A 15115-nucleotide genomic window follows, 5' to 3' on the forward strand; every position below is an offset into this window, starting at 1 on the left:
GCGCGTCAGCGGGCGGCGAGGATCATCTGGTCGAGCTTGCCCGCGTCGACCGCGAAGGCGCGAATGCCCTCGGCCAGCTTCTCGGTGGCCATGGCGTCCTGGTTCAGCGCCCAGCGGAAGCCCGCCTCGTCGTAGCTGAGCGCCGGCAGGTCCATCGCACGCGCGGCATCGGCGTCCAGCACCCGCGACAGCGGCGCCTCGCTGGCCTGCAGCTGCGCCAGCAGCTCGGGGCTGATGGTGAGCAGATCGCAGCCGGCCAGCGCCTGGATCTGACCGACATTGCGGAAGCTCGCGCCCATCACCTCGGTCTTCACGCCATGCTTCTTGAAGTGATTGAAGATCTGCGTCACCGACTTCACGCCGGGATCGTTGAGGCCGGCGCTCGCCGCCTCGTCCCAGGCCGCACCGGCGGCCTTCTTGTACCAGTCGTAGATGCGGCCGACGAAGGGCGAGATCAGTTGCACACCGGCCTCGCCGCAGGCGACCGCCTGGCAGAAGGAGAACAGCAGCGTGAGATTGCAGCGGATGCCTTCCCGCTCCAGCTCACCTGCGGCCTGGATGCCCTCCCAGGTGGCGGCGATCTTGATCAGCACGCGCTCGCGCGCAATGCCAGCCGCCTCGTAGAGCGCAATCAGGCGCTTGGCGCGCGCGATCGTCGCGGCCTTGTCGAAGCTCAGCCGCGCATCGACCTCGGTGGACACACGGCCCGGCACCACCTTGAGGATCTCCAGCCCGAAACGCACCAGCACACGGTCGACGATCTCGTCGAGCGGCTCGGCACGATGCGCGGCCACCGTCTGCTGCAGCAGCGGCGCGTAATCCGGCGACTGCACGGCCTTGAGGATCAGCGAGGGATTGGTCGTCGCGTCGCGCGGCGCGAACTGCGCGAGTTGCAGGAAGTTGCCGGTATCGGCAACGACGGTGGTGTAGGCCTTCAGTTGTTCGAGCTGGTTCATCGGAGTGCTTCGGGTAGCGGGGGAGGTTCAGGCCTGATTAGAACCGCGTCGCCTGAGCGCCGGATTGACCGCCTGAAGAAACTCCTGCATGATAATTCCAGAAACTTTGTTACATCAAGAGCTCAAACTGCGACCCCTGCTGGGGGCGCGAGGCTTCACGACCGCATGTCATTCGATCTCGTCTTCTTCGGCGGCACCGGAGATCTCACCTGGCGCAAGCTGATGCCTGCGCTGTTCCAGGCTTTCCGCCACGGCAAGCTGCCGGCGGGCGGCCGCATCCTCGCCGTCGCTCGCGACGAGATGAGCGACGAGCGCTACCGCGACTGGCTGCACGAGCGCTTCCGCGAAGTCGAAGGCTCCAAGCGTCCCAGCGACGAGGAGTTCGCACGCTTCGCCACGCTGCTGCACTACCGGCGCATGGACCTCTCGCAGCCCGAGCACTACCAGCGTCTCAAGGAGTGGCTGGGCGAGCGCCAGGCCGATACCGTGCTGCTCTACCTGGCCACCAGCCCCCATCTGTTCACGCAGATCTGCGAGCAGCTCGGCGCCGCCGGCCTCAACGAGCCGCGCGTGCGCGTGGTGCTGGAGAAGCCGCTGGGCCACGACCTCGCCAGCGCGCAGCAGATCAACCGCGTGGTGCGCTCTGTGTTCGCCGAGAGCCAGGCCTTCCGCATCGACCACTACCTGGGCAAGCCCTCGGTGCAGAACCTGATGGCGCTGCGCTTCGGCAATGCGCTGTTCGAGCCGCTGTGGCGACGCGAGAGCATCGCCAACATCCAGATCACGCTGGCCGAATCGCTGGGCGTGGGCACGCGCGGACCTTTCTACGACGCCACCGGCGCGCTGCGCGACATGGTGCAGAACCATGCGCTGCAGCTGCTCACGATGATCGCGATGGAGCCGCCCTCCACCGCCGATGCCGACGCCATCCGCGACGAGAAGCTCAAGGTGCTGCGCTCGCTGAAGCCCTTCACCGCCGACAGCGTCGCTCGCGACGTGGTGCGCGGCCAGTACCGTGCCGGCAGCGTCGGCGGCACGGCCGTGCCCGGCTATCTGGACGAGGGCAAGGTGCCAGCAGGCAGCCAGACGGAGACCTTCGTCGCGCTGCGCACCGAGGTGCAGAACTGGCGCTGGGCCGGCGTGCCCTTCTACCTGCGCACCGGCAAGCGCCTGGCCGCGCGCGATGCGCAGATCGTCGTCAACTTCCGCCCCGTGCCGCACCCGATCTTCCCGGGCACCAGCCAGCCCAACAAGCTGGTGATCAAACTGCAGCCGGAGGATGGTCTGGAGCTGCACCTGCTCGCCGCCAAGGGCGGCGCGCACAGCGAGGCACTGGCGCCGGTGTCACTGGACCTGGACTTCGACAAGGCCTTCTCGGCCAGCCAGCGCGTCGGCGCCTACGAGCGCCTGCTGCTCGATGCCATCGCCGGCAAGCTCAACCTCTTCGTGCGCAGCGACGAGCAGGAGCAGGCCTGGCGGTGGGTCGAGCCCATCCTGGAGGCCTGGAAGCATGACGGTACCGGTCCGCGTCCTTACGCCGCCGGCAGCTGGGGACCGCCCGCCGCCAGCGCGCTGGTGGCGCGCGATGGCTTCGCCTGGGCGGAGGAGCAATGAGCAGCCGCGCGGCAATGGGCCGTCTCAAGGATTCGGACGAGGGGCAGCGATGAGCATGCTAGATCGTGTCAAGGCCGCCCTGCCTGCCCTGCCGCCGGCAGAGCAGCGTGTGGCCAAGCTGCTGCTCGCCGACCCGCGGGCGTTTGCACAGCTGCCGGTCAGCGAACTCGCCGACCGCTCGCATGTCTCCAAGCCGACGGTGGTGCGCTTCTGCCGCAGCGTCGGCTACGACGGGCTGGCCGACTTCAAGCTCAAGCTGGCCGGCAGCGTCAACGAGGGCGTGCCCTTCGTGCACCGCGCCGTCGACGAGGACGACAAGCCCGGCGACCTGGTCGTCAAGGTGATCGACAACACCGTCGCCGCGCTGCTGCACTACCGCAACGAGGCGGCCACACATGCCATCGAGCGCGCCATCGCCGCACTGGCCGACGCCGGCCGCAATGGAAGACGCATCGAGTTCTACGGCGTCGGCAACTCGGGCATCGTCGCGCAGGATGCGCAGCACAAGTTCTTCCGCCTCGGCATCAATACCGCCGCGGCCAGCGACGGCCATGTGCAGCTGATGAGCGCCACGATGCTGGGCCCGGGCGACTGTGCGGTCATCATCAGCAATTCGGGGCGCAGCCGCGACCTGGTCGATGTGGCGGAACTCGCGCGCAAGAAGGGCGCGACGACACTCGTGCTGGCGGCCAGTGGCTCGCCGCTGGCGGCGCTGGCCCAGCAGCCCGGGCAGATCTTCCTGCCGGTCGATCACCCCGAGGACTTCGACCGCTACAGCCCCATGGTCTCGCGGCTGCTGCACCTGGTCACGCTGGACGTGCTGGCCACCGGCGTGGCGCTGGCGCTGGGCCCCAAGCTCAGGCCCATGCTGCAGGAGATCAAGCGCACGCTGCGCAACAAGCGCTACGTGGACTGACGGCGCTCAGGCTCCGGCGGCCTGTGCCGGCCAGAGCAGTTCCTCGACGCCGTAGACCCGCGCCAGCTCGCGCAGCGTGGGCGGCGCGTTGTCCACCTGCAAGCTCAGGCCCTGCCGGCTGCAGAGCCGCGCCGCGGCCAACAGCAGCGCCAGCATGGCCGAGTCGAAGCGCTGCAGCGCCGACGCGTCGAGCCGCACCTGCCGGCCGGCCGCGTCACCGATCTGAGCGGCCTCGGCGCGCAGGCTGCCCTCCAGGGTGTTCCACAACGCGCGCGCCTCGTGCAGGCGTACCGATTCGGGCAGCTTGAGCATGGGGAGGTCCTCTGCGAAGCCCGCTCAGGACTTGCCGCCGCCGTTGCTGGACGCGACGCGGGCGTTGCGCTCCGCCAGGGTCTGGATCAGCCCGTCAATGCCCTTGGCGCCGATCTCCTGGGCAAAGCTGTTGCGGTACTGATCGGCCAGCCAGATGCCCAGCACGTTCAGATCGTAGATGCGCCAGACATTGCCGGACTTCTCCAGCCGGTAGTCGAGCTGGATCGGGTCGCCCTTGCCGCGCACCTCGGTGCGCACGACCACCTCGGTGTCCTCGGGCGACGCACGCAGCGGCTTGAGCGCGACGGTCTGGTCCCGCACCTGGGCCAGCGCGCCGGCATAGGTGCGCACCAGCAGGGTCTTGAACTCGGCCTGCAGGCGCTGTTGCTGCTCCGGGCTGGCCTGGCGCCAGAAGCGCCCCACCGCCGATGCCGTCATGCGCTGGAAGTTCACATGGGGCATCAGCCGGGTGTCGACCAGGGTGATGATCTTCTGCAGATCGCCAGCCTGGATGGCTTTGTCCGACTTGATCGTCTCGATGGTCTCGATCGACAGCTGTCGGATCAGCGTATCAGGCGCGCTGGCATCGGCAGCCAGAGCGGCAGGCAGCGGTGCAGCGCCAATGCCCAGCGCCAGCAGGCCACGCAGCAGTGCACGCCTGGAAACATCAAACCACATGGAATAGTCCTTTCTATCGCTTCGTTCATTGCCGAGCACGGCCCGCGATGCCCAGCCGACATCCATAACGCAGCAGGCGGGCGTTCGGTTCACGGCCCTGCCTGGGGAGTGCCCTTCTCGGGCACGATGGGCTCGTAATCGTCGTCGGATTCGTCCTCGACCACATTGCGCCGCGCAAGATAGGCGTCGCGCACAAAGGTGTATTTGTCCAGAGCGATGTCGTCGAGCATGCGGCCGGCGCTCAGCAGATTGGCTCGCGCGTTGATCACGCGCAGGCTCGCGATGCCGACCCGCGCCCCGCCATCGCTCACCAGGGCCGAAGGGCTGGCCAGCATGTCGAAGGGCATGGCCAGCGTGTCGCGCATCGACGAAGGTCCGAAGATCGGCCAGACGATGTAGGCGCCCGTGCCCGTGCCCCAGCGGCCGAAGGTGCGACCCATGTCCTCACTGTTGCGCTCAAGGCCCGCCTCGCCGGCGATATCGATCACGCCGCCGAAGCCCATGGTCGAGTTGACGGCGAAGCGCAGGGTCTGGTTCAGACCGCTCTTCAACCGCCCCTGCAGGAACAGATTGACCGAGGACCAAGCATCGCCGATGTTGCCGAAGAAGTTGTCCACGCCTAGACGCACCGGCCGCGGCACCAGTTCGCTGTAGGCCGTGGCCACCGGCTTGAGCAGCGCCTCGTCCACCGCCTCGTTGAAGGCGAAGACCTTGCGGTTCCAGTTCTCCCACGGATCGCGCTTGTGGCCGGACGGGCCCGGCCCGGCCAGGCTGGCGCAGCCACCCAGCGCCAGCAGCAGGGCGGCAGCACCCAGGCGCAGCATCAGGCGACGCCAGCCCGCTTCCAGATCGCATCCGCTCATGCACATCATTACTTCGCCTCCGCCGGCGTCCCGCTGTCGGCTGCCTTGTTGTAGAGGAACTGGCCGATCAAGTTCTCCAGCACCACGGCCGACTGCGTCTGCTTGATGACGTCGCCGGCCTCCAGATTCTTCTCCTCGGCGCCGGGCTCCAGGCCGATGTACTGCTCACCGAGCAGGCCGGCGGTGAGGATCTTCGCCGAGCTGTCTTTCGGGAATGCAAGGCCTTTGTGAAGATTGATGACGACCTTGGCCTGGAAGGTCTTGTCGTCGAAGCTGATCGACTCGACACGGCCGATCACCACACCAGCGCTCTTCACCGGCGCACGCGCCTTCAAGCCGCCGATATTGTCGAACTTGGCCACCAGCTGATAGGTCTCGTCGAAGCTCATGCTCAGCAGATTGCCAGCCTTCAAGGCGAGAAACAGCAGCGCCGCGCAGCCGAGCAGCACGAACAGACCTACCAAAGTGTCATGGCGCGAGCTTTGCACTCTTGCTCTCCCTGTCAGATCGAAAACATCATTGCGGTCAGCACGAAGTCCAGCGCCAGCACCGCCAGCGAGGCCGTGACCACGGTCCGCGTGGTCGCCTGCGACACGCCCTCGGGCGTGGGCTTGCAGGCATAGCCCTGCAGCAGCGCGACGAAGGTCACCGTCACGCCGAACACCAAGCTCTTGATCACGCCATTGCCCACATCGGCCCAGACCTCGACGCCGGCCTGCATTTGCGACCAGAAGGCGCCTTCGTCGATGCCGATCATCACCACGGCGACCAGCCAGCCGCCCAGGATGCCCACCGCCGAAAACACGGCCGCGAGCAGCGGCATCGCGATCACGCCGCCCCAGAAGCGCGGCGCCAGCACGCGGGTGAGCGGATCCACCGCCATCATCTCCATCGCGGTGAGCTGCTCACCGGCCTTCATCAGGCCGATCTCCGCCGTCAGCGAGGTGCCCGCCCGGCCGGCAAAGAGCAGTGCCGCCACCACCGGCCCGAGCTCGCGCACCAGACTCAGCGCGACCAGCAGGCCCACCGCCTCGCTGGAGCCATAGCGCTGCAGCGTGTAGTAGCCCTGCAGCGCCAGCACGAAGCCGACGAACAGACCCGAGACGCTGATGATGGACAGCGAGTGGTTGCCGAGGAAATAGATCTGCTCGCGCACCAGCGCGAAGCGCAGCAGCGCCTGCGGCGTGCGCAGCAGGATCTGCAGCAGCAGCCGCGCACTCCAGCCGATCTCGGCCAATTGCAGGCGCAGACCGCGGCCAATGCGTTGTGGAACGAGCTTCATGCGCCCCCCCCAGCCGCGAGGTCCAGACCGAAGTCGCGCGCCACCGGCAGCGCCGGCTGATGGAAGCGCACCGGTCCGTCGGCCTGCGCGCCGACGAACTGCTGCACGAGCGGATCCTCGCTGTGGCGCAGCTCGTCCGGCGTGCCCTGGGCGACCACCCGGCCATTGGCAATCATCGCCACTTGGTCCGCGATGGCGAAGGTCTCATGCAGATCGTGCGAGACGACGATGCTGGTCAGGCCCAGCGCATCGTTGAGGTCGCGGATCAGCCGCGCCGCCACGCCCAGCGAGATCGGATCCAGGCCCGCGAAGGGCTCGTCGTACAGCACCAGATCGGGGTCCAGCGCAATCGCACGGGCCAGCGCCACGCGGCGCGCCATGCCGCCGGACACCTCGTTGGGCATCAGATCGCGGGCACCACGCAGACCCACGGCGTTGAGCTTCATCAGCACCAGATCGCGGATCATCGCCTCCGGCAGGTCGGTGTGCTCGCGCAGCGGAAAGGCCACGTTCTCGAACACCGACAGATCGGTGAACAGCGCGCCGAACTGGAAGAGCATGCCCATGCGACGGCGCACCGCGTAGAGCTGCCGGTTGTCCAGCGTGGCCAGATCCTGACCATCGAAGAGCACCTGCCCCTTGAACGGCCGGATCTGCCGGCCCAGCAGGCGCAGCACCGTGGTCTTGCCGCCACCGGAGGTGCCGATCAGCGCGAGGATCTTGCCCCGCTCCAGACGCAGGTTGACATCCTGAAGGATGACGCGGTCGCCATAGCCGCAGCTGAGCTCACGCAGCTCGATCAGCGCGGAGGACTCGGGGGGGGCGGTCGGAGAGGAAGACGGTAGAGCGGCCATGGGCCCTGACGGACGGGGCGGTCTGCGCAGAAAACGAAGGCGCCATCATAGGGGAAACACCGAGATCAGGTCGGGCGACGCTCAAGAGCCCGCCGCGCCGCGGACCATGCGGGGGTCGGCATCGAAGCGGACCTCGACACGGATACGCGACTTCACCTCCTGACCCTGCACCTGGCCGGGCGAGAAGCGCAGCCCGACGAAGGCCGCGCGCGCCCTCTCACGCAGCACCGCCGGCATGTCGTCGCCCTCGACACGCACGCGCTGCACCACACCGAACTCATCGATGAACAGACTCAGCACGCCAACATACTGCCCCGCCGGCGGCGCATCCTCGTCAGGCCAGGACAGCAGCACAGGCTGCTGCGCAACCGGCGGCACGGTGAGCTTGGGGCGGGGAAGGTAGGCCTCTTCATCGAACCACGGGCTGCCCGAGACAGGCAGGGACACTGTCGTCGGTGCCGGAGGCTGAGGCTGCACCGGCATCTCGGACTTCGACCGCTGGCCCGGTCCGACGTCGAAAGAGGCAGCTACGACCTCCACCAGAGCGCCGCTCCCGGCAGCGGCGTTGGCAGCTGGCAACGGCATCGCCACACGCACCTGCATTGCGGCCGCATGCCCTTGCGGCTGACGCCGCGCCGCGCCCTCGCCGCCACCGGGCCAGGCGAGGTAGCCAACCAGGGCCGCATGCGCCAGCACCGAGGTGCCGACACAGGCGAGCAAGGCAGCGCGCGCAGTCACGACGACGGATGCGTCAATCCGTTCACCCTCTCAGTCCAGCAGTTCGCGCCAGGAGCTGCGGCGAGCCTTGCCGATGCCTTGGGCGCTCGGCGGCACGGTCACCGGCACCGGCTGCGTGGCATCGGTCTTGGTGACGATGGTCACGCCAGTGCCGTCCTTCAGCTGGACCGTGCTCAGACCCGCCACCATCGAGCCCAGTTCCGTGCTGGTCTTCAGGCCCCCGGTGACGACATCGAGCTGGTAGATCCAGGCCGTGCCGCGTCCGGCCGGCGTGCAATCGGTCGCGCCATCGCCGGGAATGTTGCCCGCGACGGTGAGTTTGTTGAACGCCAGCTGCATGTCGACATTGACGCGCTCACGCTGCGAAATCAGATCGACATACCAGCCGTTCTGCGTGGCCCAGTTCACCGGCGCAGGAGGATCGATCTTGCGCAGGCCGCCGCTCTCTACCACCGTCTGCGGGACCAGGGTTCCGCCGCTGCGCACATTGCCTAGGCTGGTCGTGCTCAGGGCATCCTTGATCGCATAGATGCTCTGCACCGCCGTGTTCGAGACATCGCCCGCCCCCAGGTAGCGCCCGGTGCCGGCATAAACGACGACGTGCTTGCCGCCATTGGCCTCGACTTCGGCCAGTTCCAGCCGTGTCGTGATCGGCTGCTCGACACCGTCCTTGATCAGTTGCGCCACCTTGAAGGCACTGTTCTTGGGCTCGGTGATGCCATCGATGTCGAAGCGCCAGATATTGCCCTTCAGGTCACCGGCATAGAAGCGCAGAGCCGTGTTGTCGCTGTCCACATCGAGCCAGGCATTGAGCTTGCCCAGGCCGCTGGGACTGCCAGCCGAACCCACACCGGTGCTGATGTCCTTGAGCAGGGTGCCGCTGATGGCATCGACGACGAACAGATGCCCCTGCCCATCGGCATTGTTGTAGCCCGATGTGAAGGCCACCACCCAGGTGCCGTCCTTGCGCTTGGTGATCACCGGATTGCCGTAGCTCAGGCCCAGGTTGGCATTGCTGAACTCCCAGAGGCCTTGTGGATTTTCAGGATCGGTGACGTCCAGCGCGAAGTAGCCGCTGCCGCCCGCGTTCAGACCACTGACCAGGATGGTCCGCCAGTTCGTCCCGTCGAAGACGTCACCCACCACCGGCGTCGCATCGACGGTGTAGATGTGCTTGGTCGCGTAAGACGCGTCGCCAAGCCGGTAGAGCTTGTTCATCACCAGCTGCGGCACATAGGCCCAGCGTTCGGTGCCGTCGTCGGCGTTGAACGCGTGCAGCATGCCGTCATTGGCGCCGACATACAGGGTCTTGCCCCGGTTGGCCTTGCTGGCCTTGAATGCTGCGTAGCCGGTATCGCTGTAGTTGAAGGCCGGCTTGCCCACGTAGACCGGAGAGGAGTTGACGATGTCGCCGAGGATGCGCTGCCGTGTCCGGTACTGGCTCTGAGGCTGGCCCCGCAGGAAGTCGACCATGTTCGCCCCGGAGTTGAGGCTGGCCAAGGTCGCCGCACTTGCACCGGCGCATTGAGACAGCATCGGCGCCTTGGTGCAGCTGTTGTCGAAATAGCCGTTCAGTCCGTCCGCCGACAGATTGGCATAGGTGAAGGGCTTGAGCCCACCTGTGGCGCCACCGCCGGACGAGGCATAGAAGATCTTGCGCACCGTCGAGGTGGTCAACATTTCGCTGGCCGACCAGCTTGCAGTGTCGACAGCCTCGCCTTTGCTGTTCAAGGTCGAGGTGGCGACACTGCCGGTATCGACATTCATCGAATAGGCACGCAGATCGCCGGTCCACTCCTCGGACTTGAACTGCGCGATATAGACGCCGTTGTCCCCCTCCACCGGCTGCAGCGTGCTGGTCGCCGCGGCCGAAGAGGATCCGCCCATGCCGTCGATCGTGGTCAGTGCCGCCGTCAGGCTGGCAGCCAGCGAGGCCGGATCAGTGGCGCTGAAGAAGAGCCCGCGGCCATTCACTGCGGCATGCCAGAGGTCATCGATGTTCTGCGGACCGGCTCCGGAAGCTGGCACCGGCCAGTTCTTCGACCCCGACTTCAGGCCGGCATAGTCGCTGAGCGGATTGGTCTCGTAGTCCTGCGTGTACTTCAACATGCCGCTCATCCCGAGGCTGAGCGTGAAGGTGGTCATGTGCTGCCACTTCGCCGTGTCCTTCTCGGTGGTCTTGACGTTGTTCTCGCAGACATCGTTGCCCAGCGAGCCGGTGCAGTTGGACAGGCTCGGATCGCGCAGATCGGTCTGGTAGTAGTACATGGCCACATCAGCCAGCGAGTCCTCGCTGCCGCCGGTGTTGGTCACTGTGGTCGTCTCGGTAGGCGTGCCGTCCGTAGTGCTGGCGTAGCTATCGGTGTTTGTGGTTGCCCCATTCGTGGTGGTCGGCCCGGTGGTGCCGATCTGTGTCGGACCGCTGTTCGTGACCGTGCTGGTACCGGCCACATCGGTATCGGCAGGCACAGCGCCCGTACCGCAGGAGCCATAGGTCGGGAACCCCGGGCTCGTCACCCGCGCGCTGTTGACGGTGGATGTCGAGACGGTTGTGGTCGTTTGGGGGTTGGGCGTTCCGTTGACCACCGTGGGGCCGCTGACGACCGAGCCGACCGTGACCGTCGCCGTGCCCGTCGCGGTGTTGTCCGACTGCAGGACACCGTCGACATAGACAATGGTGCGAGTCTTTGGCGTCGTGCGAGTCAGGTTGTAGACCGTGGTCGACGTGCCGGGGGTCGTCGTCGTCACCGTGGTGTCGGTGTTCTGCGTGCTGGTGGCGGTATAGGTCTGCTGCGTCGTGATCAGCTGACCCTGACCCGCCGTCGCACAGCTGTTGTTCTCCGGGCGCACCGTGCCGGAAATGCCGCTCGGGCTGCTCGGCCGGCTGGGCAAGACATAGGTGAAGGTGTTGGCATCGATCACCGTGATCGGGAAGGTGCCGTCGTAGGCATTGATCGAGGCGTCCACCGTGATGCGGTCCCCGGTCGCATAGCCATGATTGATGCCGGTATTGACCGTGATCGTGCAGGGGCCAAAGGTGCCGCCTCCGCAGCGGCTGACGCTGCTGATATTGGCGGTGAACAGCTTGCGGTAGCTCGTCGCCGTGCGCGGCGTCGAGGTCGTCTGCACCGCGCGCGAGGTGGTCGAGCTCACGGTCGTGCGCTGCGTCACCGCCGTCCGCGTGCCGGTGTCGGTGGTGGTCCAGGTTCTGACGGTGGTCGATTTCTGTGAACCTCCGTCGTACATCGGCCGCGCCGTCGCGCCCCCGTCCTGCTGGCCGACAGCGGTGCCGTCGAGCTTGTAGCCGGCCGAACTGTTCCAGTAGCCGTCCGTCGAAAGAATGGTGAAGTTCTTCTGGCAGGAGTACTGCACCGGGTCATAGGTCTGACCGCTGACCTTCTTGGCGTAGTAGGAACCCGCCTTCGAGAGCGCCCGACGCAGCGGCGTGCTGTTATCGGCACTGGCGCCATTGACCCGTGAGTAGAAGGTGGTCTTTTGCGTGCTGTCGAAGTCCTTGACGTCGAGGATGCCGCCGGTGTTCTCGTTGATGGTGCTGAAGCCGACGCGGAACTTGTCGCCGATGCCGCTGAATGCATGCGTCAGGCTGGTCTTCATCATCCGCATGCGGGTGCTGTAGTAGTAGAACCAGTTCGCGTAGCGCTGCGCGTCCGCCGAGCCCGGCGTCACGATGGTGGCGGTGAACTTCGACTTGCCCGGATCGGAACCCAGCGCGCTATTGCATTCCTTGAAGAAGTCGGCTTCCCTGTTCAGCGTACCGCTGCTGTAGTCGAAGCTGCGCGGGGGAGTGACGGTCTTGTCGCCCGTGTAGGTGTAGTAGACATTGTCGATAGGCGAGCCGACGCCCACGTTGTACGGGCTGCTCAGCGTGCCCGAGCCGACAGACATCGCAATGTCGATCGTCAGCACCCGGGTGCTCGCATTCCAATTCGAGACCTTGCCGATCATGTAGCGGGTGCTGCTGTAGCTGCCACTGCTGCCGCCGAACAGGCTCACCACCATGCCGCTGTGGTAGTCATTGAAGCCGCTGGACATGGTGACAGCGACCGAGCCACTGCTGACGACGCTGAGCGAACTGGGGCTACTCACCGCCGTGATGTTCGCTGTACGCGTCACCGACCCGCTCGACAGGTAGTTCGGGCTTCCGGACGAGGTCGAGGTTCCAGACAGGAAGGCCATGCTGGCATTGCCGACCGAAGCACCGCTGGCGTCCACCGGGGGCGTGTACTTGCCGTCGTTCTCGTCCGGATTGAAGGCCAGCCCATTGCACTGGATGGACCGGCGACCGTAGCTGTAGTTGCGGCCGCTGTCGCTGAACTCGGCATCGTCGGGCATGAAGTCCCAGGCCATCGAGCCCGAATCGTCGAGCACGAACAGCACGTTGGGCTTGACCTTGGTGACTTGCGTCGTATACAGCGGTGAGGACGCGATCTCGGTTTGCTGCGCTGAGGCCCCGAGCGACAGGAAGGACGCCAGCATGACGCTGAGCAGCCCGGTGATGCGGTGGATCTTTGCGTTCATGGTTGAACCTCGCTGAACGGTGACTGCGCGATGCGCGTCAGAAGTGCACCAGGGTCTCGGAGAAACTCACGGTGCCGCGCCTGTCTTCGGCCCGCACCACGATGCGGTAGTAGGTGCCGGCGCTGATCTCCACGAAGCGCTGGTTCGTCCCGTAGCTCACGGTACCGCGCTGCGAGGTGGACGTGCCGGAGCTGAGCACCACGGCCTTCATGCAGTCATTGCCCCCTGCCAAGCCAGTGGCCGCGCAAAGGCGGGTGATGAAATAGCGCACCGTGTTACCGCCCGCCACGGAGATGGGCGCAGAGGCAGTCAGACAGGCCGACACGGCCCGGCCGTTGAGGCCAGGCTGGCTGGCACAGCCCTTGTCCGTCCAGTCCACCAGAATGGCGGGCGTGTTTGCCGGCATGCCTGCGCGAGGACCAGTGGGCTCCAGAGCCTCGATCGCAACCGATGAATAGCCCATCGGCACGTTGTCATTGGCCAGAGCATCGGCGGACTGCGTCTGCAGCCAAGAAATGGCCGCCTCTGTTCCGGCCGAGGTGGCGGAAAGCGAGTCCTGCTTGAAGCCCAGATTGCCCAGCACCAGCAAGCCCGTATCCACGGAACGGATCAGTGCGACGGCGCCTAGAGTCAGCACCACCAGCCCCATCAGTGAGAAGAGCAGAGAGATGCCGCGCTGTCCTTCGCGCCTGGCCAAACGCTGCAGCGTTCTTGCGCGGGAATTCAATTGGGTCATGTCGCGTGCCTTCATGACGCGGCTCCTAGGGTGCTGAGGCCGCCGAGGCAGTGCCAGCCACGAAATCGGCGCGCCAGATCTGGTTGCGCAAGGGCACGAGCATGTCGAAGACCTTGTAGCGATAGTGTTTCCAGTCGTCAGTCACATCCGCCTTCAGCTCGATGCAACGGCTGCTACCGCAGGTCACGCTACCGGTCACGCTGGCGAAGGTGCCCACATCCCACTGGGGCAGCGCGGTGGTGACCTCTTCTTTCTCGAACTGGCCACTGCGAGCCAGTACCGCCACGCGTATCGCTCGCACCTGCAGCCAGCCGGCGTTATTGACCGGGGTAACGGCGTCGAAGGTGTCTACAGCATCGTCGCCATCAGTATCCTTGCCGTAGAAGGCCCGCAGGGACACGATGTTGGACTGCAGATCACGCGTCACGCTGTTCTGCGTGGCAAGCTGCGTCGAGGTTTGACGGAGCCTGAAATCAGCCGTGAGCGAGTAGGTGACATCGTTGAGCGCACCTAGGTTGACCAGGTAGGTGCCGCTGTTGGCGCCCAATGCCATGCTGGGAAACTTCACATCGTTCCAGTCGCCGGCGTCGAGCCTATCGATGCGCCCGGCCACGGCAGGTGCCGCGCTGACCTGGAAGATCTGGCAGGCCTGATCGGCACCATAGACCAGGGCCATCAAATCACCTTGCGCTGCACCAATGGTCGTAGCCACCTGGAAGCGGTTGGCGTTGGCGGGTACATCGGGGTCATAGGCACCGGTGACGCTCACCGGCAGCGAGAACGTCGGCTTCGAACTGGACAAAATTCGCAGCGAGTCGGGCGCCCCACTTGCACCCGCGGTGATGATCACCGGGGCAAGGGTGGGTGGCATGGAGGCGGGCGCAGCACCCCCTTTGTAGCGGGCCTGTAGCAGGCAGCCAAGGGTGCGACCCTCGGTGCTCAGGCCATAGCCCGCCATCTTGAGATTCCGCTGAAGTTCGTGAATCGCCAGACCGCCGCTGACCTGCGCGTCGGAACCGGAAGTCGAACTGCGCCGCTGCCCCTCGGAATAGGACAACACATTGCTGATCACCAGCGTGGCCAGCAGGCCGACCACGACGCCCACCATCAGCTCGATCAAGGTGAATCCGGCCAGCTGCTGTGGCCGGGTCCTCATGCGCAAGCTGGATCGCTGATACATGGTCGCTCCGTCGCCGTTCATTGCTGCCAGCTCATCGTGGAGGAGAAGCTGTTGCGCCCCTCCTGTCCCTGGCGCCAGCTCACCGTCGCCGTCACCGTTCCGGCGGCCGCGTTGACGATGGTTGCCACCTCCACATCGGGCAGGGCCGCCTCGGCCTTGCGCTTCCAGTCGCTGCAGCGCGCGTAGCCGGCGCAGTTGGCGTTGTCGTACTGGGACATGTTCGCGAAGTGGTCGGTCTGTATCAATGCAAAAAGGTCCGAGACCAGGTTGGCCGCGTCGGCGCGGAACTTGCCGGAGGTCTGGGCGGCGGTCATCGAGGCCTGAAGACCCACGAGCCCAAGCACACCGAAGGCGAAGATCAGGATGCCGATCAAGGCCTCGATCAGCGCAATGCCCCTCTGGGGCCTGCGAGTCGAAGTTGACTGAAGATGACGCATGGCAGGGTGT

The 15115-nt window shown here is 65.9% G+C and carries 14 protein-coding genes; 2 read left to right on the forward strand and 12 right to left on the reverse strand.

Annotation, left to right across the window (positions count from 1 at the left end; translation table 11 throughout):
- Nucleotides 1-5 precede the first annotated feature (5 nt).
- Nucleotides 6-956 (reverse strand): transaldolase, encoded by a 951-nt coding sequence (tal, locus tag AC2EBS_RS13980; RefSeq protein WP_484729028.1) that lies wholly within the window; start codon nucleotides 954-956, stop codon nucleotides 6-8.
- 165 nt (nucleotides 957-1121) lie between these two features.
- On the opposite strand from tal, the gene zwf reads away from it, so the two are divergent.
- Both zwf and AC2EBS_RS13990 read left to right on the forward strand, forming a co-directional pair.
- Nucleotides 1122-2570, forward strand: coding sequence for a glucose-6-phosphate dehydrogenase (gene zwf, locus AC2EBS_RS13985; protein ID WP_484729029.1), 1449 nt, complete (start codon nucleotides 1122-1124; stop codon nucleotides 2568-2570).
- Nucleotides 2571-2625: 55 nt separating this feature from the next.
- Nucleotides 2626-3486, forward strand: a complete 861-nt coding sequence (locus AC2EBS_RS13990) for a MurR/RpiR family transcriptional regulator (protein WP_484729147.1) — start codon at nucleotides 2626-2628, stop codon at nucleotides 3484-3486.
- 6 nt (nucleotides 3487-3492) lie between these two features.
- Here AC2EBS_RS13990 and AC2EBS_RS13995 read toward each other — a convergent pair whose 3' ends face one another.
- The 11 genes from AC2EBS_RS13995 to AC2EBS_RS14045 all read right to left on the reverse strand — a co-directional run bounded on the left by AC2EBS_RS13995 (nucleotide 3493) and on the right by AC2EBS_RS14045 (nucleotide 15105).
- Nucleotides 3493-3798, reverse strand: a complete 306-nt coding sequence (locus tag AC2EBS_RS13995; protein WP_484729030.1) for an STAS domain-containing protein — start codon at nucleotides 3796-3798, stop codon at nucleotides 3493-3495.
- A 24-nt stretch (nucleotides 3799-3822) separates the two neighbouring features.
- Nucleotides 3823-4476, reverse strand: a complete 654-nt coding sequence (locus AC2EBS_RS14000) for an MlaC/ttg2D family ABC transporter substrate-binding protein (protein ID WP_484729031.1) — start codon at nucleotides 4474-4476, stop codon at nucleotides 3823-3825.
- Between the two features lie 89 nt (nucleotides 4477-4565).
- Nucleotides 4566-5339, reverse strand: coding sequence for an MlaA family lipoprotein (locus AC2EBS_RS14005; protein ID WP_484729032.1), 774 nt, complete (start codon nucleotides 5337-5339; stop codon nucleotides 4566-4568).
- 8 nt (nucleotides 5340-5347) lie between these two features.
- A complete protein-coding gene (gene mlaD, locus AC2EBS_RS14010; RefSeq protein WP_484729033.1) occupies nucleotides 5348-5827 on the reverse strand; it encodes an outer membrane lipid asymmetry maintenance protein MlaD in 480 nt (159 codons plus the stop codon).
- Nucleotides 5828-5841: 14 nt separating this feature from the next.
- Nucleotides 5842-6621, reverse strand: coding sequence for a lipid asymmetry maintenance ABC transporter permease subunit MlaE (gene mlaE, locus AC2EBS_RS14015; protein WP_484729034.1), 780 nt, complete (start codon nucleotides 6619-6621; stop codon nucleotides 5842-5844).
- Nucleotides 6618-7475 (reverse strand): ABC transporter ATP-binding protein, encoded by an 858-nt coding sequence (locus AC2EBS_RS14020; RefSeq protein WP_484729035.1) that lies wholly within the window; start codon nucleotides 7473-7475, stop codon nucleotides 6618-6620. Before AC2EBS_RS14020 ends, mlaE begins: the two co-directional genes overlap by 4 nt.
- Nucleotides 7476-7556: 81 nt before the next feature.
- Entirely contained in the window at nucleotides 7557-8213 is a 657-nt protein-coding gene (locus AC2EBS_RS14025) for an energy transducer TonB (RefSeq protein WP_484729036.1), read from the reverse strand.
- A 30-nt stretch (nucleotides 8214-8243) separates the two neighbouring features.
- Nucleotides 8244-12752, reverse strand: a complete 4509-nt coding sequence (locus AC2EBS_RS14030; protein WP_484729037.1) for a pilus assembly protein — start codon at nucleotides 12750-12752, stop codon at nucleotides 8244-8246.
- A 37-nt stretch (nucleotides 12753-12789) separates the two neighbouring features.
- A complete protein-coding gene (locus AC2EBS_RS14035; RefSeq protein ID WP_484729038.1) occupies nucleotides 12790-13503 on the reverse strand; it encodes a pilus assembly PilX family protein in 714 nt (237 codons plus the stop codon).
- 10 nt (nucleotides 13504-13513) lie between these two features.
- A complete protein-coding gene (locus tag AC2EBS_RS14040; protein WP_484729039.1) occupies nucleotides 13514-14668 on the reverse strand; it encodes a PilW family protein in 1155 nt (384 codons plus the stop codon).
- Nucleotides 14669-14685: 17 nt separating this feature from the next.
- Nucleotides 14686-15105 carry a type IV pilus modification PilV family protein gene (locus AC2EBS_RS14045; RefSeq protein ID WP_484729040.1) on the reverse strand — a complete coding sequence of 140 codons (420 nt, stop codon included), beginning with the start codon at nucleotides 15103-15105 and terminating at the stop codon, nucleotides 14686-14688.
- Nucleotides 15106-15115 lie beyond the last annotated feature (10 nt).

The sequence above is a fragment of the Roseateles sp. T103 genome (assembly GCF_057219915.1).

Excerpts from the sequence above, each read along its gene's own strand:
- AC2EBS_RS13990 (WP_484729147.1), top strand. The coding sequence starts at position 2,626 with ATGCTAGATCGTGTCAAGGCCGCCCTGCCTGCCCTGCCGCCGGCAGAG.
- zwf (WP_484729029.1), top strand. The coding sequence starts at position 1,122 with ATGTCATTCGATCTCGTCTTCTTCGGCGGCACCGGAGATCTCACCTGG.
- tal (WP_484729028.1), bottom strand. The coding sequence starts at position 956 with ATGAACCAGCTCGAACAACTGAAGGCCTACACCACCGTCGTTGCCGAT.
- mlaE (WP_484729034.1), bottom strand. The coding sequence starts at position 6,621 with ATGAAGCTCGTTCCACAACGCATTGGCCGCGGTCTGCGCCTGCAATTG.
- AC2EBS_RS14045 (WP_484729040.1), bottom strand. The coding sequence starts at position 15,105 with ATGCGTCATCTTCAGTCAACTTCGACTCGCAGGCCCCAGAGGGGCATT.
- AC2EBS_RS14040 (WP_484729039.1), bottom strand. The coding sequence starts at position 14,668 with ATGTATCAGCGATCCAGCTTGCGCATGAGGACCCGGCCACAGCAGCTG.
- AC2EBS_RS13995 (WP_484729030.1), bottom strand. The coding sequence starts at position 3,798 with ATGCTCAAGCTGCCCGAATCGGTACGCCTGCACGAGGCGCGCGCGTTG.
- AC2EBS_RS14030 (WP_484729037.1), bottom strand. The coding sequence starts at position 12,752 with ATGAACGCAAAGATCCACCGCATCACCGGGCTGCTCAGCGTCATGCTG.
- AC2EBS_RS14005 (WP_484729032.1), bottom strand. The coding sequence starts at position 5,339 with ATGAGCGGATGCGATCTGGAAGCGGGCTGGCGTCGCCTGATGCTGCGC.
- AC2EBS_RS14035 (WP_484729038.1), bottom strand. The coding sequence starts at position 13,503 with ATGAAGGCACGCGACATGACCCAATTGAATTCCCGCGCAAGAACGCTG.
- AC2EBS_RS14020 (WP_484729035.1), bottom strand. The coding sequence starts at position 7,475 with ATGGCCGCTCTACCGTCTTCCTCTCCGACCGCCCCCCCCGAGTCCTCC.
- AC2EBS_RS14000 (WP_484729031.1), bottom strand. The coding sequence starts at position 4,476 with ATGTGGTTTGATGTTTCCAGGCGTGCACTGCTGCGTGGCCTGCTGGCG.